Below are 21,257 nucleotides of genomic sequence, written 5' to 3'. Positions count from 1 at the left end.
ACGGATACATGCCACGAGATCCGCGCTCATGCGACCTTCCCATTCGGCCAGCAGCTTTGCGTGACGCCCATTATAGACGCTCCAAAAAAAGCGCCCGAGATCCGGCCCAAGCGGACCCCAGTCGGGCGTCACCTCCTGCACGTCTGCCTGAAGCACGTCGACGAAAGTCGACGCGGCACGGCGGACGATTGCGGCCACCTCCTCGTCAACGCGGGCGTGCCCGAGATCGAGGCTGAAGGCGATGCGCTTGCCCCTCATCGACGCCTTCAGCTTGGCGAGATAGGCGTCCGGTCGAGCCTCGCATGAGGTATGATCCAAATGGTGCGGCCCCGCCATGACCTCGAGCATCAACGCAGCATCGGCGACGGTTCGTGTCATGGGTCCGGCATGGGTGCCGTAGTCGTTGTTCGAGACGGGAACGTAGGGTATGCGCCCGAAAGTGGGCTTCAATCCGAAAACGCCGCAAAAGTGCGACGGCATCCGAATGGACCCGGCTCCGTCGGAGGCAAGGTGCAGCGGACCGAAGCCGGCCGCCGCAGCGGCGCCGGCTCCGGCCGAGGAGGCGCCCGCATTCAATCCGTGCCGCCACGGATTGTGGGTGACTCCGGTCACGGGGTTCCGGCTCATGCCCGACCAGGCAAACTCGGACATGGTCGTCTTTCCGATCACGATCGCGCCGGCCCTCCGCAGGCGATCCACGATGATGTTCTCGGCTGCCGCAGTCGGTCCCCTCATGGCGTAGGAACCAGTCGACGTCTCGCGACCGGCGACGTCGAAGGCGTCCTTGATCGTGACCGGAATTCCTTCGAGGAGTCTCGCCGTCCCGCTGCGAAGCAACGCCTCCGATTGCCTCGCTGACGCCAGCGCCTCTTCGCGCATCACCACGGAGAACGCGTTGATTGCGGGATCTCTCGCATCGATCCGGTCGAGCACGGCTTTCACGACCTCGGTCGGGGAGAGCTCTCTCCTGGCGTAGCCGCTCCGGAGCTCGACCGCCGTCGCGTACCCGAGATCGGCGTCATGATCTGTCATGTGATATCCTCTTGTTGTGGGGGAGCGGTCGCCTCGAGCTCGAATTGAGGGTTCGACGCGCCGGGAGCCGCATCAGTGCGCTGAAGTGGCTGACGCGGTTGCGTCTGCGGACAGCGGTGATGCAGATGCCTAATGGATGCCGAGATAGCGCTCGATCCGCTCCGGATGTTGCCGGCTTTCGTCCGCGATGAGCCGATCGACGACGGCGCCGTTTTCCATGACGATGACGCGATCCGCGAGCGAAAGTGCGAAGGCGAGATTCTGTTCGACGAGAACGATGGACAAGTCCTCTCCACGCAGGGCAGTCAGCATCTCCCCGACTTTCTTGACAATGACGGGCGCCAGTCCCTGCGACGGCTCGTCGAGCAGCAGCAGTTGGGGTCCCAGCGCCAGACCGCGGCCGATCACCATCATTTGCTGCTGCCCGCCGGAGAGCTCGGAGCCTCTGCGCCTCAATAATGCTGCCAGATCCGGGAACCATTCAACGATACGACGAAGATCGTAGGGAGACTCGGGACGATGCCCGAGCATGATGTTCTCTTCGACGGTCAGCAAAGAAAACGGATCCCGCGTTTCCGGCACATAAGCAATCCCACTTCGCGCGATCTGATGCGGCCTCAGTCTATCGATACGACGCGCCTTGAAGGTTATCGCGCCGTTGCTGACCGGGCTGATGCCCATGATGGATTTCAGCGTCGTCGTTTTTCCTGCACCGTTCCGGCCAACGATCGCAACGACCTCGCGACGGCCGACCTCGAAGCTGACGTCGAACAATGCCTGACTCCGGCCGTAATGGACGTCGATGGCGTCCACGCTCAGCAACGCGCTTCCCTCAACTGCGAAAGTAGGCCTCCTGCACGTCTCTATTTCCTCGAATGTCGTCCGGGCTTCCCTGGGCGACCACGACACCACGATTCATCACCGTGATGCGGTCGGACAGATCCATGACAATGCCGACATTGTGCTCGATCATGATGATGCTGAACTCGCCCTTAAGGGACATGATCACCCTCTTCACACGCTCGGTCTCCTTGCGCGACAATCCGGCGGTCGGCTCGTCGAGAAGGATGATCTGCGGCGCGCACGCCAAGGTGACGGAGAGTTCGAGCAGACGCTGATCGCCGTACGACAGCTCCTTGACCGAGACATCCGCGATCTCGGACAAGCCAAGGCGCGACAGACAGGCGTCAGCCCATTGTCCCGCCTCTGGGAAACTTGTTGCCTGCCGCCAGAATGCGAATGGATTTCCGCCTCGGGCACGGTAGGCCGCGATCCAGACATTCTCGCGAACACTCATGTCGGGATACACCCTCGATCTCGTTCGCGTTCGAACCGAAAGGTACAGGAGTCCGATTGATCGCGATCACTGAGACAATCGCCGATGCTAGGAAGGATATCTGGAAAGTGGAGCGAGAAAATATGGATCGCGAGCGTCATTGACAGAACGACATGAATTGTATCCCGAGTGACCGAGCTGGTCACGCCACACGAACCAGCCGGCAATGATACCGGCTAACAGCAATGGAAACTCGAACCAACCATCCCATCTGGTGATCCTCTAGCTACCTCATGATGCTTCTAGGAACCGTCAGATGCACATTAAGTGGTATCAATTGATCCGGGAGAATCGACTAGGCTCTAACGCATTACTGCAATCGAACGTCGGAACAAGCTTAGGCTGGCAGCGAGAAACATCACCCCCATCACCAAGACTGTCGTGAACTCTCTCCAAACAATGTCAAGACCTGCGCCCCGATAGACGATCGCCTGCATGAAGTTTACATAGTGGCGTGACGGGAAGAACCACGTCACGAACTGGACCCATTGCGGCTGGCTCTCGATCGGTGACATGCCGCCCGAGAGCATCATCATCGGCATCACGGCCATAATCATCAGAAGGGCGAATTGGGCCATGGTGCGGGCGAGCGTGCCGAGGAAGATGCCGATCGCCGCCGTGGCGAAGACGTAGATGACGGTGCCGAGCAGCAGCAGCTCGCGCGAGCCGGCAATGGGAACGTCGAGGAGGCCCTCGATCACGAACAAAAGCGAGCAAATGAAGCCGACGATGACCACCAGCCCGTTCGACCACACCTTGGCGAGCGCAATCTCGAAGGCCGTAAGCGGCATCACCAGCAGATGCTCGATCGTGCCGTGCTCCCGCTCGCGCAACAGCGCCGCGCCGGTCAGTATGATGATCAACATCGAGAGTTGATCGGCAAGGCCGACGATGGCTCGGAACCAGGATTGCGTGCCGTTCGGATTGAAGGCGCGGCGGACAACGAGATCGGAGGAGAGCCCGGTGGTTTGCTCCGCCTGCTGTCGGTAGTACTTGACCTGGTTGGTCACCATGTTCTGGATGTAGGCCGCGCCCAAGGACGCCTGCTGGACCGCGGTGGCATCGACGTTAACCTGAACTTCGACATCGCGCCCCTTGCGTACATCGGCTTCAAAGCGCGGCGGAATGACGACGACGAAGGTATAGAGACCTTCGTCCATGTCACGATCGATACCGGCAGCGCTGATCGTTTTGACCTTCTGGAAGTAGGGAGGATAGAAAAGTCCGCCAATCGATCGCGAGAGGCTGGAATTGTCCTCGTCGACGATCGCCACGGAGGCGTTGTTGACGGTCTCGCCGGCCCCGGTCGACTGCGTATAGATGCTGAAGCCGAACGAATAGATGATGAAGAGGATCATCATCAGGTCCTTCGCGAGCGTGCGCAGCTCCTTGGTGCCGAGCCAGAATATGTTGGAAAGGCTCCGCACGTTATTTCTCTTGTTTGCGCAGGAGGAGCGCCGACAGCGCCAGGAAGGCCGGACAAAACAGGGTCAGCGCCAGTAGATCGGTCGCCATGTCGCCGAAGCCAAGCCCCTTGGTGAACGCACCGACGCTCATATGCATGTAGTAGCTCGTCGGCCAGAGATTTCCCATGAGGCGCGCGCTGCCCTCGAGTGTCGAGACAGGCTGCATCATGCCAGAGAACTGCATGGTCGGCAGCATCGACAGCACCGCTCCGGCGAACACCGCCGCGACCTGGCTCGATGTGAAGGTCGAGATGAAAAGCCCGTAGCCGGTGGCCGCCGCCACATAGAGAAGCGCGCCGGCGGCCAGCGCGAGACCATCGCCCTTGAGCGGGACTTTGAAGAGGAACAGCACGGTCGCGGTCATGATGAGGAAGTTGATCATGCCGACGCCGATATAAGGCAGTTGCTTGCCGATCAGGAACTCCAGCCGCGTCGTGGGCGTGGCGTAGAAGTTGGTGATCGTGCCGATCTCCTTTTCGCGGGCGACGCTGACAGCCATCAGAATGGCGAGGAACATCATGAGCAGCATTGCCGGCACGGCCGGGCCGATCGCATAGATGCTCTCAGCCGTCGGGTTGTAACGGTAGCGGACCAGGATGCTGGTGGCCGGGTCGGTGCTCGCCACGGCGCTGGATTCGCGACTTCTCTGTTCGGAAAAAAGATTATGCGCCGACTGGACATAGCCCTCGATGGTGGCGGCGCGCGAGGTGTTAGCGCCGTCGATCCAGGCCGATATCTGCCAATCCGAGCCGCGCTTGACCAAGCGGCCGAAGCCCGGCGGAATCTCGACGGCCAACGTAATGTCGTTTGACTTCAGGCGCTGTTCCATTTCATCGAGGCTGCGGATAGGCGCTTTTTCGGTGAAGTATTGCGAACTCGAAAAATTGGCGAGATAGGCCCGGCTCTCCGGCGTATTGTCGTGGTCAAACGCGGCGTAGGTGAGATTGGTCACGTCGCTGGAGACTCCGAAGCCGAAGATCAACAGCATGATGAAGGAGCCAAGGAATGCGAAGGCAAGCCGCACCGGATCGCGCATCAGCGACAGCGTCTCGCACTTGGCATAGGCGAAGGCGCGCCGCACCGGCATCAAGATCGCGCGGCCGGGCGACGCAGCCTCCGCATCGTGCAGGATCATCGGCGGGGCCTCGGCCGCGGTGGGCGCAGGCGAGGAGGCCTCCGCGTCCTCGATATAGGCGATGAACGCCGCTTCGAGATTGGCGCTGCCCTTGGTGGCGATGACGTTCTGCGGCGTGTCGCAGATCAGGACGCGGCCCGCATGCATCAATGAGATGCGGTCGCAGCGCATCGCCTCGGTCATGAAATGTGTGGAGACGAAGATCGTGACATTGCGGCTTCGCGACAAATTGCCGAGCAGGCGCCAGAATTCGTCGCGGGCCTGCGGATCGACGCCCGACGTGGGCTCGTCCAGGATCAGCAACTCGGGATCGTGCACGATCGCCACGGCCAGAGAAAGGCGCTGCCGCACGCCGAGCGGCAGCGAATTGGCCTCGGTGTCGGCATGGTCGACTAGACCGACATCGACCAGAAGCTTGGCGATACGGTCGTTCATCCGGTCTGCGGCCAGATGGAAAAGGCGGGCATGAAGCAGCAGGTTCTGCCGCACGGTGAGCTCGCCGTAGAGCGAGAACGATTGCGACATGAAGCCGACCCGCCGGCGGATCGACAGGTCGTTGGCATCGACCGGACTTCCGCACACCTCGGCCTCACCCTCGCTCGGCGCCAGCAAGCCGGTCAGCATCTTCATGGTCGTGGTCTTGCCGCTGCCGTTCGAGCCGAGGAAGCCGAAGATTTCGCCGCGTTCGATGGCGAAGCTGACGCTATCGACCGCGATGAAATCGCCGAAACGGCATGTCAAATTCTTCGCGACGATGACCGGGGCTTCCGCGCTCGGCTTGCGTGGCGGAATGGCGAGGCGTTGAGACGCCGATTTTTGTCCCGGCTGCAGGGCGACGAAGACAGCTTCGAGGTCCTGTTCGCCGGTCTTCGCACGCAGCTCATCCGCCGTGCCTGAGGCGAGCACCCTTGCGCGATCCATCACGATGAGCCTATCGCAATAATTTGCCTCATCCATATAGGCGGTGGAGACCACGACACTCATCGCCGCCCGCTCGCGCCGCAGATCACGAATGAGATTCCAGAACTGTCGGCGCGACAGCGGATCGACCCCAGTCGTCGGCTCGTCGAGAATGAGAAGATCAGGGTCGTGAATGAGCGCGCAGCACAGGCCGAGCTTCTGCTTCATGCCGCCCGACAGCTTTCCGGCAGGCCGATCGAGAAAAGGGAGCAGGCCTGTCGCGGCCGTCAGGCGCCGCGTGCGCGTCTCACACTCTGACGCGGATAGACCGAAGAGACTTCCGAAGAAGGTCATGTTCTCGCGGACGCTGATCTCCTGATAGAGGTTCTTGCCGAGTCCTTGCGGCATATAGGCTATGCGCGTGCAGACCGAGCGGCGATGCCGTGCCTCCGCCATGTTGCCGCCCAAGACCGCGACCGATCCTGTCTGCAGCTTTCGGGCTCCTGCGATCAGGCCGAGAAGCGTGGACTTTCCGGCACCATCGGGGCCGATGACACCCGCCATTCCGCGGCTCGGCAGTTCGAGCGACACATTGTCAAGCGCTCGAGTCTTACCATAGCTATGCGTAACGCCGGAAACTTCGGCGATCAGTGGTGCGGAAGCCGCCATCATCAATCCCCCGCATCAAGAGGATCGTTCTGGATGCGCTTTTGCAGGAAGTCCGGCCAATTGGGCGGGTTCGGATCGAGGCGCACATAGCCGGTGCCACGGGTGCCCGTTTTCACCTGGTCGAGGTGACGTTCGACGAGGCTCGGAGGCATGCGCAGCTTGACCCGGAACATCAGCTTGTCGCGCTCGCTGCGCGTTTCGACCTGCTTGGGCGTGAACTGAGCCTCTGGAGATACGAAGCTCACTTTGGCCGGAACGGCGAAATCGGCACCGTCGAACTGAATTCGTGCCTGCGACCCGATCGGTATGCGCATGACCTGCTCCGAGGGGAGATAGATCTCCATGTAGATCTCCGACAGGTTGACGATCGTCAGGACCTTGCCGCCCGCCGAAACAACTTCGCCGGGATTGGCGAGGCGATAAAGAACGCGGCCCCGCACCGGCGCCACGAGGATGGCATCAGCGATCTGGGCGTCGATCTGATCAACGAGGGCTTTTGCGGCCGTAATCGACATCTCGCGCGCCGTCACAGTCTTCTGCGCAGCTTCAAGGACAGCGCGCGCAGAATCGCGTTCACTCTGCGCCTCATCGCGGGCCTGCTGGCTGACCGCCCCGGTCCCAACGAGCGTAAGCGCCCTGAGAAGGTTTGTTTGCTTAAGGGTCAGCTCCGCCTGCCGCTGAGCAACGGTCGCCTTCGCCTCGAGCATCGAGGCTTCCTCAGAAGCCACGTCGGCGGCATATTTGGCGCGCTGCGCCTGCAACTCCGTGGTATCGATGCGGGCGAGCACTTGGCCCACCATGACGAGATCGCCTTCCTGGGCGAGCACCTCTCGGACGCGTCCGGCCGACTTCGCGGCGATGTCGACCTGATTGGATTCGATGCGCCCGTTCCCCGACACAAGCCCCTCGGGCAGCTTGCCCTGCTGGCCCTGCCGCCAATACCAGACGCCGCCAGCGGCAGCTGGGACGAGCAAAATGAATATCAATAGAGCAGCTTTCTTGAAGCTAGGCATCTGCACGGCCGCGCACCTCTTTTCCGAGACGAAAGACCTTAGTTGTACATTCGGTGATGTTTGCTGATCCAGCTCAATGCCGAATCCGCTTCCATGATCGGCGTGCGCTAGAACAAAAGCGCCGTCGTGTCTGGCGTGCGAGTGCATAGTTCGGGCAAGCCGATTGGCATGCTGATGAACAGGCGCCGCTCGTCAGCAATATTGTGAAACAATTCTATCGAGCTGCGCGGGAGAGACCCCGCGGCACGTGTGGCTCGCCATGCCGAAGATCGGAGTCTGACAGTGATGGTCGGGCTGAAAGGAGTTGGAGCTTCCGGCAATTCCGGGGCAGTTCACGAGCGACATCCAGTACTGCGTTCAGCAAGTGGAGCGAGGATCAGGTACTGAGTGTTGGTTGGCCCCTGCGCGATCATGAGCAAACGCTTCAGCTCGTTCGGTAACCAACTGATCGAGCTGCATCGAGGAGGCCATTGAAACAGGTAAATCCGCTTGAGTGTCTATCAGTTTATTCCGAAGGTGACGAGCAACAGCAGGACGGCATCCATGATCAGAAGCGCTCCAGTCGAACCGCGCGTTCCTAAATTAGCGCTCTGATAGCCACGCTCTCAGCGGCATTCACTTGAGGACAGGAAAGCGTCTTGCGTCTCGGACCTACCCCGCGAGAAGGCATGGAGTTCAATCATCCAGAGGGACGCATCGTGCAGGTTACGATGCCCGAATTTTCCGCATGGGTGGCCGCAGGCGATGCGATCGAACACCCTTCGGTCGGCGATAGCCTTCATCTGTGACCGTCAAATTATGCGTAACGAGCGCGACGTCGAGGGCCGGCACGCTTTCCGACAGAGCAAGACCGGAGAACTTGTCGACATCAAAGAGACGCCACAACTCAGCGCACGGCTGAATGCCTCGCGTGCACGCGTAAAGGAGCTCAAGCTTCGGCTTCAACTGGATAAGGTGCCACCCGAGTTCGTGGTCAACGAGGATAATGGCGAGCCGTATGACGAGAGTACCTATCGCCACTGGCTGTCGACCGCCCGGACCCGTCGCGATCTTCGGCTTTCTCGCGCGCGATAACGCGCGCCAGGCAATTGTACGGGCAGAGCGACTGAACGCCGAACTGAGTAAATACGTCGACAGACTGTTCGCCGCTTTTCCTCTCGACGAGGAGAACAAGGCGCAGCGCGCTCGAGCCGTCGATCAGCGCAAGCGCGCATTAGCGGAATGGCTGGATGCGCAGACCGCACGCGACAGCAATGGAGATGAGATAGCATGGCGCCTGATGCCTTGTGCCGCGCTGATGCTTGTAAACGGCGCCGGCGAACTCGACCAAAAGCACGACCAAGATCTACGTGATACCTGCGTCATGCTTCTCGCTGCGACTTGCTGACGATCTGCGACATTACTGGACATTCATGCCGAAGCGCGCAGACGATCGTGAAGCACTACCGCGCCCGCAATGCGGCTCGCGCCGATCCGGCATCGACAGGCTTGAATTGCAGGTGCGGAAGGAAGGCATGAAGGGCTGAACGCAGAACGGTCGGTCTCGTTGGGTGGTGTTTCAGCCGAGCATGGTCTCCAGCCTAAGGTCGCGCGCGCCGCCAATCTCGACGATCGCCCGCGTCTGATGACGCCCAAATTATCCGACTCGTCGCACGGCGTGCGACATACGACCATCAAAAGCGTCGCACGAGACCCGCTTTGTTCTGCCGCCGAATTAAAAAAGCCCTTGCGGGCCAATGTCTTAAGGTGGTGGGCGCACCAGGGCTCGAACCTGGGACCCGCTGATTAAGAGTCACAAGTTTCAAAAGCAGTTACAGCTGCTTAGCTGTAAAATTTGACCGAGATGGCACTATTTGAATCAATGGGTTGCAGACGAAATGTAAATTGCTCGAATTGCCCCCGCCCTGAGCACCTGCGACCCCTGCGTCCCGAACGCAAATAGGAATCGAAAAGATCAACAAAAACAATGAGGTTTGCTCGCGATTGATCACCATTATCACCGTTTATTCACGGGGTTTCGGTGGTCAATCGGTGGTCGACTGCACGTCTCCTCAAACACAAGGGAGTAGCAAAAGACCCGCCGATTAAGATTGTCGTGCTTTCGCTGATATCTCGGGTACTTACGTGTAAACCGATCGTTTCGAAACCCAATGAGATCAATGGATACCGATCTTGCTTCTCATATCTGCTTTTTCCGGCGCCTCATCTCGGCGGCAATCATCGACTCAACCTGCCGCAAAGAAAACCGCCGGGCACTGGCGAGCGCCGCATTCCAAGCGGCCAGCGCTTGGTCTTTTTGACCATCCAGCCAGTGTGCCACGCCAGTCCACAGCCCCCATTGCGCCGCTCCTAGAGGAAAAACGCGGCGATAGCGGCGGAGTTCATTAAGCGCCTGGCGCTCCCAGTATGGCCATTGATCGTATTCGCGCGAGAGCCCGGCTTCGCGGCCGCGCAAAAGCACCTCAGCTACACCACAGATCCCAACCAACGTACTATGAGAAGTTGGTCGGCGCTGCTCGCGCAGCAGCCGCAGGGTCTCAGTCGCAGCCTCAACGCTTTCGACGTGAAGGCCAATACGAGCGAGAGCAAGCGCAAGCGCTCCTTTTGCGGAGATCTGCGCCGCGAGGTCGACAGACCCTAGCATCGCAGATGTAATCAGCCGAAGGATGTCAACCGCTTCGCGAGGACGATCGGTATGAAGCACACATAGCGCCTTGCATCGAAGAGCCCAGATCTCTTGCTGGATATTCCCGGCGTTCTGCGCGCGTGACAGCAGCGCGAGTGCTGTTTGTTCCAGGGCGCCTATATCGCCGCGGTAGTAAAGCGACCAGAAGCGCATACCTTGCGCATTACACCAGCCCAGTTGGTCTCCAGCCTTCGCAGACAATTCCTGGGATTTATTCAGAAGATGGTCGACCATCAACCAATCACAGCGCCCGATGCGCCAGAGTGCGTCCAGAATACATACGTGAGAATGAACTGCGGGGTCAGCTAAAGCGATCGCGACCCGTTCTGCCCTCGCAATGAAATAGTCGCAGGCACCCTGCCAACCCAAGAAAGAAAGACCGCATCCCAACTGGGAAGACGCGACCGCCAGCTCAACTGAAGACCCAATACGTTCGGAATGCACTACGGCCCCAATAAGATTGCACATACCGCGGGAGTAGCGCAGCTCGAAATAATCGACAGTCGCTGCCTGGTTGAGACAACGAGCAATCTCTCTTTCCCAGGCGCGCAGATCCGTTCGCTGCCACTTCGTGGATGGAGGAAAAGCCTGCTGCAGGGCTAACCGCAATCCACGCCCTATAAGACGGATTATGGTCGTTGTCGGTGAATGGGGAACCGGCTGCCCCGCCGCGTTGAGCGCACGTCTCACGGCAACGCCCTGAGCGTGAATGTCTCCACGCCCGTAATGCGCCTCCGCGAGCTGTCTGTGCCAGCGTACCGCTTGAAGCCTTTGCTCAGCTGACCTAGGTTGCTGGCGCGACTCATGACTAAAGCAGATCCCTAAAAACGCTTCGACCTCTCGAAATGCTCCGACTTCGAGGGCGCGGGTGGCAGCTAGATCAGCGTACTTGACAGCTTTTTTAATATCTCCAGCAGCCTCAAAGTGCTGAACAAGAGCTGCGGTTTCCAATGCTGCGGTTGCTGATTGATTCGATTCGATCCAGTTAGCCAATCGTCCATGAAGGCGTTGCTGAGCCTCGACCGAGATTAAGCTATACACTACGTCGCGAATTTGGTCGTGACGAAACTCGTATTCCCCTGGACCAGCTCCATGCCTGACGAGATGCATGTCCAGTAGTGTTTCGATAGCAGTCGCGATCGCGTCGTCATGCAGCTCCTCACCGAGCAATACTTGAAGAGCGGTGATGTCGAACGAACGCCCAGCTACCGCGGCGGCCTTCAGAACGTTAAATGGTGCGATATCCAGAAGATCGACGCGCTCACGGATGACCCTTTCCACGCCCTCGAAGTAACGAAGTTCGTCGAGCGGGCGGATGGGGCGCCAGAAACCGTCACGCACCGCAACAAGACCCTCGTTCTTTAGAGCTATCGAAATCTCCTCAGCGAAGAATGGATTGCCTCCGGCCAGGCCTGAAATACGTGCAGCAAGTTCTTGATGCGGCGGCGCGCCCCGCAGAGTGCGAGCGACTATGCCGCGGATGGATGCGTCACCGAGTTCTTCCAAATCCAGGATCTGGCAAAATCGGGCTGGATCGTCTGCTTCCCGCCTAGTGGCATTCAGTCGAGCCGCCTCGGCGCGCCGTCGTAGACTTTTCAGTTCCTCCGGAATCTCTTCGAGGCGCACGCACACAATCAATAGTAATGATGAAAGGGATCCAAGAATCCATTCGATGAGACGCCACGACGCAGAATCGAGCCACTGGCTGTCTTCTAATACTAAAACAAGAGGGCGCGGAGTCAGGACACCTACCAAGTCGCCGAGAAGACGCATTGTGGCGTCACCACGGTGTGGCCCCTCCAAATGTCGTGTACCTTCGTTTTCAGGGATCACAATGCCTAGCACGCCGCCAAGCAACGGCAGTCGCTTGACCACGTCTGGAATCTCTTGGACACGTGCTCTAACCGCTTCAAGTACGATGAACCCGTTGCAGTCAGGAGGTAGACCAAGGAGGGACGCAAGCACTCGCCGCCAGGGTAAGAAAGATGTTCGACGATCCTCGCGTTCGGCTCGCGCGATCGAGACTGGTGTCCCGATCGCTTGCAGTTCGTCGGTGAAAGCCGTGACCAATGCCGTTTTCCCAATACCCGGCTCGCCCAGAACGGCGAGCAAGCGCGCACCTCCATTGAGTGTTTCTTCGAATGTCCGCTTCAAAACCGCTAGTTCACTTTCCCGGCCAATTAGCGTGGAAGGGCCGGCTACGGCGGATCGGGGTTCCAATGGACGAAATACGGCGGCCATATCCCCGAGCCCGTCGAGCTGCAACGTGCCTTGTTGTTCGAAGTCAAAAGTCGTTCGATTAGCGCGTTCTGTCGGTGCATCGCAAATGACGCCTGCAGCTAATGCCGTCATTAGCCGCGCTGCACGATTCACGGCGGCACCATGGACCATCAGTTGACGTCGGCGCTCGCTTCCGACAACGCAAAAAAGCGCGTGGCCGGTTGCTACGCCGATAGATGCGGACAGTTCCAGCCCCTTAATAGTCTGATCCATCGCGCGAGCGGTATCGATGGCGCGAAAAGGATCGTCGCGATGGAAGTTTCCGCGCGAACCAAATACGCCGCTAAAAATCAGACCCTTCTCGTCATAATACAATTCCCCCGGCGGCCCACCTCGTGCTCGCAAGCTCTCTTGGAGCGACACGCAGAGGGCTTGCAGTCGAGCGAGTGCGGTTGGAGTGCGAAGATCTAAACCGGTAATTCGCGCAAAAACGGCTGAAACTGGTCGTATCTCGTGAATCGCACCTAGCAGGCTGTCAATTGCATAACCGTCGAGGTCGATTGAAGATTCGCGAGGTCCAGCCGTGGAATCCTGGCCGCCCAGGAACGCTTCACGAAGTTGCGGTGGCAGGAACGAGGTCAACCATTCCAAGGGTGGACGCGTTGAAGGGAGGCCAAGGTGCTTCTCCAGCACGTCGCCAGAACTGCGCACCCGGACATGCGCTAATGCTTGCGCCGCGGCGTCGGATAGTACGTACTCGCGAGGACGAGCAAGCGCTTGGGACGTTGCCGCTTGAATCAGGGCATCGCCACCCGCGACCAGATTCCAGACAGGCTGGCCGCCAAGAGCTGCAGCCCAGAGCCCCCCAGCGCCTACACCGACGTGCAGGGCGGGGGCGGTTTCACTGGTTGAAACGTCTCTAATATTGTCACCGCAGATCGCCTCTGCGCAGGCGGCTGCGGCGCGAACTGCGTTTCCGAGATCGTCGCCGTCCGCCGCCCAATAGGCAATCAAAGAGTCTCCCTCAAAGTACAGCACTTCACCGCCCCGATCGCAGATTTGATCTGCGCACCGTCCGTAGGAGAGGCTCAGCAATCTCGAAATTTTTTCCAGCCCTCCTTGCCCGCGTCGAGCAAGCTGTTCAACCAAGGCCGTATACCTGGACACGTCAACAAACAGGACGGCCGCGACGAACTCAACGGCCGCGGGCCGGTCACCGCTAGCGCCATGGATTCTACCGAGCAGCTTCAACGGCAAGAAGCTCTCAAGTAGATCGGTCTCTTTCATCGCTTCGCCCCTCAACACAGAAGCAGAAAGTGCCGGGCTGTGGCAACTGCACCGATTGCTCGTGCCCTCGATTGGATGAGGGGTAGCTGCGTGAGAGAGTAGCCGCCAACAGCCCTACGATATCATCGACATTCGCTTGAGCTCGTAAATTGATTAGGCCGCGCTCGCCAACATTAGCGCCCGCCTTACGCCTACGGTAGAGCCTTCGCAGGTCAATTTCGTGGGAGCGCCCCAAGATATCTCGCGCTCGATTTCGTTGGGTATAGAATGGGTTATACGCTTTTGCGATCTCTTCCGGAAGTCGTATGAGGCTCAATGGAAATCAGGAGGTGGTTACTGCAAGAGTCGATAAAATCCGCTAGAGTGACCATCTGCAACTGGACCGTGCGGCCCCTTGAAGAGGCGTTATGCCGAGCCGTGAGAACCAAACGGTCCCCCTGACCTAGACGATACCGGCACTTGCCGGTTCGAATTCGCTTACTTGTTGCTTCTCCGGTTTGTAAGCCGAGGAGGAAGAAGATGTCGGGAGGCTCGGGGCTAGACACGGACTCGAAAACGGCTTGGATTTCGCAGGGTTTCGAGCGCCTCATTGATCGAGTGCGCAAGGTGCCCACCGAGATCCATTTCGATATACTCATCATCGGCAGCGGTTATGGCGGCGCGATCGCCGCGGCCAAATTTGCTGGCCGCCACTTTGGCGAAAAAAAAGTCACCGTCGGTGTGCTTGAGCGCGGCAAGGAATACCTGCCGGGCTCATTTCCGACCGGCCTGGGCGAGCTGCCTGGGCATATACGCCAGAACAACAACAAGGAAGGTCTTTTCGATATCAGGCTCGGAGAAGAGGTCACTACGGTCGTTGCAAACGGCGTCGGCGGTGGTTCGCTGATCAACGCAGGGGTTATGGAAACGCCCGTGCCGAGCGTGTTTCAGACCGGATGGCCAAGTTCTCTCCGGAATTTATCGACCTGGGAATCGCATTTCGATGAGGCTCGCGATCTTCTCGGGGCACGCATCGACGGCCTTCGTAACACAATCGAGGATCATATTGACGGCGTACCGCAAAAATTCCAGGCATTGAGCGCTATCGCGCCTACCGGCACATTTCGCCCAGCAGCAATTACGATAGCGATGAAGGATTCGACAAGCTCGGGCAACGTCAATCTTAACAAGTGCGTGCGTTGCGGTGATTGCGCTACCGGATGCAACTTCGGAGCCAAAAACTCGCTGGATGTCAATTTGCTGGTGCGCGCGCAGCAAGCCGGGGCCGAAATCTTCAGCGGAGTAACCGTTCTTAGTATTGAAAAAGACGGCAGCAACTGGATCGTCAACGGAGTCCATACCAATGCCGCGCTCCGCAAGCGCGACGGAGAGGCGCTGAGGATACGCGCGCGGAAGGTCGTGCTGGCTGCCGGGACCCTCGGTTCAACTGAGATCTTGTTACGCTCGCGCGGTCCTGGATTGCCAATGTCCGAGGCGCTCGGCAAGCGCTGCTCGACGAACGGAGATATGTTGATCGCCGACTACGCGACCGCTGCTGAGGTGCACACGGTGGCCGACGAAACCGTTCAGCCTTCAACTCGCGCGATCGGTCCGACGATCACCGGCGTTGTCGACCTTCGTGCCACCGATGGATTCGTGATCGAGGAAATGTCAGTGCCGGCGGGGCTGCGCATTGCGTTCACTGAGGTCTTCGCCACGGTCAATATGTTGCACGGGATCGCCGATGCCGATTTCTCGCAACACGTTAAGGGGTTTCCGAACGATGATCTCTATGTCGCGCCCGCCACGCGTGTGGAGTATTCTGCACTTTACGCTGTCATGGGTGACGACGGAGCGGCCGGCACCATCAAGATCGATGACGATTCTGGCATCGTGCATCCCGACGGCTTCGCGCGGCTCCATTGGGACAAGCTGCAAGACTTGCCCTTGTTCGACTCACAGGTAAAAACGCTCGCAGGTCTCACCAAAAGCACGGGCGGTCGGGTCATTCCCAATCCCGTCTGGAAGTTGCTTCCAGCGGAGCTTACCTGGTTGCTTAAAGATAAGCGCGGGCCCCTCACAACTGTGCATCCGCTTGGCGGTTGCGCCATGGGCGACACCAGCGCCACCGGCGTGGTCGACCAATTTGGCCGCGTGTTTTCAAAGAACACCTCCAGCGATGTGCATGACGGGCTCGTTGTGCTCGACGGTTCGATCATTCCAACCGCGCTCGGCACCAACCCCGCGCTCACGATCTCGGCAGTAGCGCTGCGCGCGGCGGAAGCGCTCGCGACCGAGTGGGGTTACGACGTCGCGCCGTCCCCCGCAGCCGGCGCGCCGCTCACCCGGCCCGTCTTCCGTTCGACCGATGTGGCCGCTCTGCTGCCGGCAACCGAAGTGGAAATCATAGAGCGACTCGCTGGACCAGTGAATTTCGCACCGAGCGGAGGGCCGGCACAGACGCGCATCGTCGAACTGACGCTCCGTTTCAGGCCGAGACCGCTCGCACAGCTCTCGCCTAGCAATGGCTTCAATCCCACCGTGCAGGTCGCAACTGACACAGCAGATTTCAAGGTCCGAAGCAGTATCCGGATCTTTCCATTGATCGAGTGGAAGCAGCTTCAGAGGAGTTGGACTCCGCCGCGCTTGCTGGAACAGAAGTTGGATGCGATCGCGGATTTCAGCGCGCCGCTGACGGGCAGCCTGCGAATCTTCGAGCGTCAGAAAAGTTGCGTTTTTGGGCGAATTTGGCGCGCGGGCAAAGCTTGGATACTGAACCGCGGCTTGCGCGACACCTATCAATCGTTCGGCGACGGGGGCCCGGGGCTGTTGTCGCGTATCAAGTCGGGGCTCGCGATCGCGAGCCACGCCGGCGAGATACGGGCGTTCGCTTACGATCTCACCGTCGGACCGCCGGACGCCAGCTCCAAAATTGCGCTCGACGGCAACCACATTGTCGGCACCAAGACCTTCACCTATGAGCGGCGCTGCAATCCGTGGCGGCAACTCATGGAGGTGGCGCTCGAAACATTCCCCGGCTCAAACGGCAGCGATAAAGGTGTGTTGAAGCTGGATGTGCGGTATCTGGCGCGGATCGGTGTGCCGTTGTTTCGAATAGCGCGCCAGCGAAACGGCGTAAGCGCGCTTGGCGAACTCGTAACCTTCCTCAGTTACGTCGTGCGGCTGCTGCTCGGCCTGCATATCTGGAGCTTCCGCGCGCCCGACAAGGATACGGATCCGGCGAATGACGTCTTGAATCTACTTCCGCCACTCAGGCTTGCCCTTCCCGGAGGCGGCTCCGTCGATGCGGAGATCCACACTATCGAGATTACTCAAGTGCCCGAGGGGGGGGATGGTAAGGCAACCGTTCGTGGCGAAGTGCGGCTCACGCGTTACCCGTATCCCAACTCCTCCAAACGGCCTCTTGTGATGTTTCATGGCTACAGCGCGGGCGGCACAACGTTTGCGCATCACGCGGTGAATCCGAACTTCGCGAGCTATTTCTGGAAGACCGGACGCGATGTTTGGATCGCCGATCTTCGAACCAGCTCCGGTCATCCGAAAACAGCCAAGGAGGCGTGGAGCTTCGATCAGATCGGATGTGCGGATGTGCCGGCGGTGCTGACAGCCGTGGCGGCCTATTCGATCGACGGCAAAGTTGACGTGATCGCGCATTGCATGGGCACAGTCGTCTTCAGCATCGCGGTCCTCGGAGGCCACGTGGACGATCTTGTGGATCGCGCAGCATTCACGCAGGTCGGGCCGCTCGTTGTGTTCACGCCTGCCAACATCTTTCGCGCCTATGCGATGCGGTATCTCATCGATTTCCTGCCGAACAGTTACAGCTTCAACCCCGATAAGCCGACGCTCGCCGACGATCTTTGGGACAGGCTGCTGTCGACGCTGCCTTACCCCGTCGAGGAGTTCGACGTGGAGAACCCGATCTGGCCCTGCAAACGAACGCCCTGGACGCGTACGAGACACCGAATGGACGCGCTGTACGGCCGCGATTTCAACGTGCTTAATATGGAACCGGAAATGCTGCGTTTTATTGACGAGCATTTTGGCACACTAAGCCTGAAGACAGTGTCATCCACCGTGCATTTTGCGCGTTATTCGCTGATGACGAATTTTCGCGGATTCAACGATCTCGTTTCGCGCGAAAACTTCGCTGACCACTGGAAATTTCCGACACTCAGCGTGCACGGCGGCGATAACGGACTTTCGGATGTTTCGACTATCGACCGCATGCGGCAGATACTGAGCGATGCCGGCCGTCAGTATGAGGCGTATATCAATCCGGGCGCCGGTCACCAGGATGCGCTGGTCGGAACGACCAGATATGCCACGCTTGCAAAGATAGAAGAATTCCTGGATGCCGCTATTGCGTCGAACCCGAACACACCCAGTCAAGAGAAGGTGGCCCATCCACCGTGGATGGGCCCTATTATCACTGAGGAGCGACCCGACCCACCTGACACTAACTTGCTCGTGGTTCGCGTGGGAGCATTGCCCTCGCTCCGGGCGGCCGAGGCCGTGCTGATGCTGCGCATTACGTCGGTCGGCAATCAGATTTTACGGCCCGACGACCCGACAAAGGCCTGGGATGCTCAATATATTGTCGACCATATGGTGGTTCACACGTCGAACGAACTTTCCCGTGGGCGTTGGGTCGCGTTCGAAGCACCGCTGCCGACGGCGATGCCGGGCTATCCGGGTAACGCGCTGCTCGTTCTGCTCGTCTACAACGAGTCTGACATGTTGTTTCTTCCCATGCTTGGTCACTTTTTCGCGCGCAATGAAAGGGTCTTTCAGTTGAACCCTGCCGGCTCTCCTGACGATCAGTCGGTCCCGGCGGATAACTTTAAGTTTGAGCGATTCAAACAAATGGCCGAGGCAGCGGCGCGCGCGCTCAAGCCTTACAATGTGATGCAGCGAGACGGTCGGCAGAGCATGCCCCGTCGCCTTGTCTATCGTGGAATAGAGCAGATCCCGAACTCCACACGTAACGTCACGATGCAGCCCGGTATCTCTGACGGGACCACGACCTTGAGGTTCGGCTATGAGCACGACGGCGAGGCCGTCCTTGAGCGCTTTATCGAGCAGGATCGTGACTTGACCGACGGAGTCGTTCCGTACGACCCGCAACCGCCGGCAATTCCATTGCCGAGCAGCACGAGCTTCACGCTCGCGTCGTGCCAATACCCCGCCGGGTTCGTTGATGAACCTGTCGCCTATCGCTCTTACCACCGAATAATCGAACGTCTTGAGGCGAACGCGGGAATCAAGCCGCGATTCTCCGTATTCGTCGGCGATCAGGTGTATGTCGACCCCACCGCGGGGCTCTACGATCCGGCGGCTAAGGACGATCACTACCGCCTTCCTTACGAAGCGTGGCTACGTCAGCGCAGCGTTCGCGGCTTGTTGCGCCGCATTCCATCGTTCATGTTGCTCGATGATCACGAGATCGACGACAACTGGGAGCCGATCGCGTATCCCGACGAAAAAGCGAATGCCGACAAGAAAAAATATGGTGTTGAGGCGTTCCAAAAATACCAGCGCGGAAGGAACGGCAGGCTCGAGACGTTTGATTTTGACGGCTTCCATTTCTTCATGCTCGACACACGCACCAAAAGGATGCATCGCAAAGTCAATGGCAGCCTGACGAATGCCACCTTGTTCGATTCGGATCCGGCGAATCCGGCGGACCTTTCGAAGACAATGGGCAGACTGCAGAAATGGCTGCTGGAAAAGCCGAAGCCAAAATTCGTCTTGTCGCCCTCGATGCTGTTGCCGCGTCATCGCCGAGCGGTGCAACGCGATGCGAGTCTGGCCCCCTCGAACCTCAGCGCACTGCATTCCGATGGCTGGGATGGATATCCGAATACGTTGCGCGACGTGCTGGCCTATATCGCTTACAAAGAGATAGAGGGTGTGGTGTTTCTGTCGGGGGACGAGCATCTAGGTTGCGTAGCGACGGTGGAGCTCCGCGATACGGCCGGCACTCTCATTACCCGAATACACTCCCTTCACACCGCCGCAGCCTATTCGCCGTACCCATTCGCAAACAGCTTAGAGGAGGACATCGTCTCGAACGAGACGATTGATATTGTATCGCCGAGCTACGGAAATTACCGGTGCATCGTAAATGCGACGCGGCCACCTCCGGGCGACGGCATGACATTCCTGTCCGTACGCCAGGATGGCACGGCCTGGAAGCTTGACTATGAATTTGCCGATGCAGTGGTAAAGACGCTCGTCCTCTGATCGACGCATGCCGATGACCACTTGATGGGGCGGGCATGTCTGCTATTGGCGGCGCCAAGCGGGCCTTGAGGTGAGTTCGCTCGAAGTCCGCCAGTAACCCATAGCGTCCGCATAGCAGGACTCAGGTGGGACTTCATCCTATCAGTCCCCGCCAGCCATGCATGTTTTCGTATCTCAATCGCTGTTGCACTCTCGACTATAGGTAGCATAGAATTTCGGGAGCACCTGCAGTGTGCCAGAGATTTTCAAGAATCTAAATCTGGACACCAACAGCCGCAGCTTGTGGAAGTTAGCATAGGTCATAAGTGAAAGCTTACGCCTCGATCAACGCGTAGGTTTTTTGCAACCGAGTGGTAAAGGGATATGCGTCGAAGACGGTAAGCTCAACACGGAGGGAAACATGCGATACAGGCTAATGCTGATTTCGCTTATTGCCATCAACCCACTGTTTTGTTCGGCACACGCCGCAAAGTTCAACTGCAACTTCTTAAATGATGGTGCGTCAGTAAAGACATGCACAATCGATTCAGACAGCGCCGGAAATTATTGTCAGTTTGATTACTCCGCGTCGATTAAGGGTAGCTGCTTCGGGGTGCCCTTTTTTTCACCGGATGTTGTGATTTTGGCATGCGCCTTTCACGATCCGGCCCTGAAGCCGTGGGAAGTAGCGCGCGGAACTGGAGATCGTTCTAAACCCTCGTTAACGGTGACGGCATCGCCGGGCTTTCTCTCTTTGGGCGGAGCTGTCGTGAAGCCGCCGGAGGCTTACATTGGTGCAGCGTATCTGGAGAAAGCAGGAGCGGCGAGGCTCGAGGCCAATTGTTCGACGCCGTGATCTAAGCTCTATCGTCTACGGCGTGTCACACTTTGAAATCGTTTACACTGATATGCAGAAAGAGCGTTTCAGCACGCTCCTTGTTGGTCGCGGATGAGAACAAGGCTTTTCTTGCCATCATCTTCGTCTTGGTGGTGTCGGGGTTTGCTTGTTGTGCCATTGCGTTCTTATCGGGTCGCTCCTTTCGAGGTAGACGACCCGGACGTTTCATCCCGACTTCAAGGCAATCTAATAGGCGTTTGCGATCAATACGTAGCGAGAACAGGCGCTCCCAACCTTCCAGTACGCAAAACCCGGTCAACTAAAAGAATCAAACTTTAAATAGTGCGGAGGCGTGGTATCATCCTTCCATTGCATGAGTGATGACCTTGCCCCTCGGGCTTAATCCAGCTTGAAGTTCGTTCTGGCTCCAACGAGGACCAGAGCATGAAG

Annotated in this window: 11 protein-coding genes; 3 read left to right on the top strand and 8 right to left on the bottom strand. The window is 58.7% G+C overall.

The genetic code is table 11. The annotated features are described in order from the left end of the window. From ACM42_RS08635 to ACM42_RS08610, 6 genes are all read right to left on the bottom strand, one after another. Nucleotides 1-1,032: amidase (locus ACM42_RS08635; protein ID WP_271527533.1), on the bottom strand; the 1,032-nt coding region annotated here is incomplete at its 3' end. A 129-nt stretch (nt 1,033-1,161) separates the two neighbouring features. Then, nucleotides 1,162-1,845, bottom strand: coding sequence for an ABC transporter ATP-binding protein (locus tag ACM42_RS08630; protein WP_271527532.1), 684 nt, complete (start codon nt 1,843-1,845; stop codon nt 1,162-1,164). A 19-nt stretch (nt 1,846-1,864) separates the two neighbouring features. Beyond that, nucleotides 1,865-2,341 carry an ATP-binding cassette domain-containing protein gene (locus tag ACM42_RS08625; protein ID WP_271527531.1) on the bottom strand — a complete coding sequence of 159 codons (477 nt, stop codon included), beginning with the start codon at nt 2,339-2,341 and terminating at the stop codon, nt 1,865-1,867. A 329-nt stretch (nt 2,342-2,670) separates the two neighbouring features. Next, on the bottom strand, nt 2,671-3,795 hold the full coding sequence (locus ACM42_RS08620; RefSeq protein ID WP_271527530.1) for an ABC transporter permease: 1,125 nt from the start codon (nt 3,793-3,795) through the stop codon (nt 2,671-2,673). 1 nt (nt 3,796) lies between these two features. After that, nucleotides 3,797-6,541 carry a ribosome-associated ATPase/putative transporter RbbA gene (rbbA, locus tag ACM42_RS08615; protein WP_442868908.1) on the bottom strand — a complete coding sequence of 915 codons (2,745 nt, stop codon included), beginning with the start codon at nt 6,539-6,541 and terminating at the stop codon, nt 3,797-3,799. Beyond that, nucleotides 6,541-7,551, bottom strand: a complete 1,011-nt coding sequence (locus ACM42_RS08610) for an HlyD family secretion protein (protein ID WP_271527534.1) — start codon at nt 7,549-7,551, stop codon at nt 6,541-6,543. The genes rbbA and ACM42_RS08610 overlap by 1 nt, the downstream gene beginning before the upstream one ends. Nucleotides 7,552-8,536: 985 nt before the next feature. Here ACM42_RS08610 and ACM42_RS08605 point away from each other — a divergent pair. Further along, nucleotides 8,537-8,938, top strand: a complete 402-nt coding sequence (locus ACM42_RS08605; protein WP_271527529.1) for a hypothetical protein — start codon at nt 8,537-8,539, stop codon at nt 8,936-8,938. Between the two features lie 792 nt (nt 8,939-9,730). On the opposite strand, the gene ACM42_RS08600 is transcribed toward ACM42_RS08605, so the two are convergent. Continuing rightward, nucleotides 9,731-13,744 carry an AAA family ATPase gene (locus ACM42_RS08600; RefSeq protein ID WP_271527528.1) on the bottom strand — a complete coding sequence of 1,338 codons (4,014 nt, stop codon included), beginning with the start codon at nt 13,742-13,744 and terminating at the stop codon, nt 9,731-9,733. Between the two features lie 519 nt (nt 13,745-14,263). On the opposite strand from ACM42_RS08600, the gene ACM42_RS08595 reads away from it, so the two are divergent. Further along, complete coding sequence (locus ACM42_RS08595) at nt 14,264-19,990, top strand: alkaline phosphatase D family protein (RefSeq protein WP_271527527.1); 5,727 nt, start codon at nt 14,264-14,266, stop codon at nt 19,988-19,990. 415 nt (nt 19,991-20,405) lie between these two features. Beyond that, entirely contained in the window at nt 20,406-20,825 is a 420-nt protein-coding gene (locus ACM42_RS08590; protein WP_271527526.1) for a hypothetical protein, read from the top strand. 25 nt (nt 20,826-20,850) lie between these two features. Here ACM42_RS08590 and ACM42_RS08585 read toward each other — a convergent pair whose 3' ends face one another. Further along, entirely contained in the window at nt 20,851-21,126 is a 276-nt protein-coding gene (locus ACM42_RS08585) for a hypothetical protein (RefSeq protein WP_271527524.1), read from the bottom strand. Between the last annotated feature and the right edge of the window lie 131 nt (nt 21,127-21,257).

It is taken from the genome of Bradyrhizobium sp. CCBAU 25338, from assembly GCF_028128965.1.
In the GTDB taxonomy this organism is placed as follows: domain Bacteria; phylum Pseudomonadota; class Alphaproteobacteria; order Rhizobiales; family Xanthobacteraceae; genus Bradyrhizobium; species Bradyrhizobium liaoningense.
The sequence above is the reverse complement of the archived record's forward strand: the minus strand, read 5'-3'. Positions and strand labels throughout refer to the sequence as shown.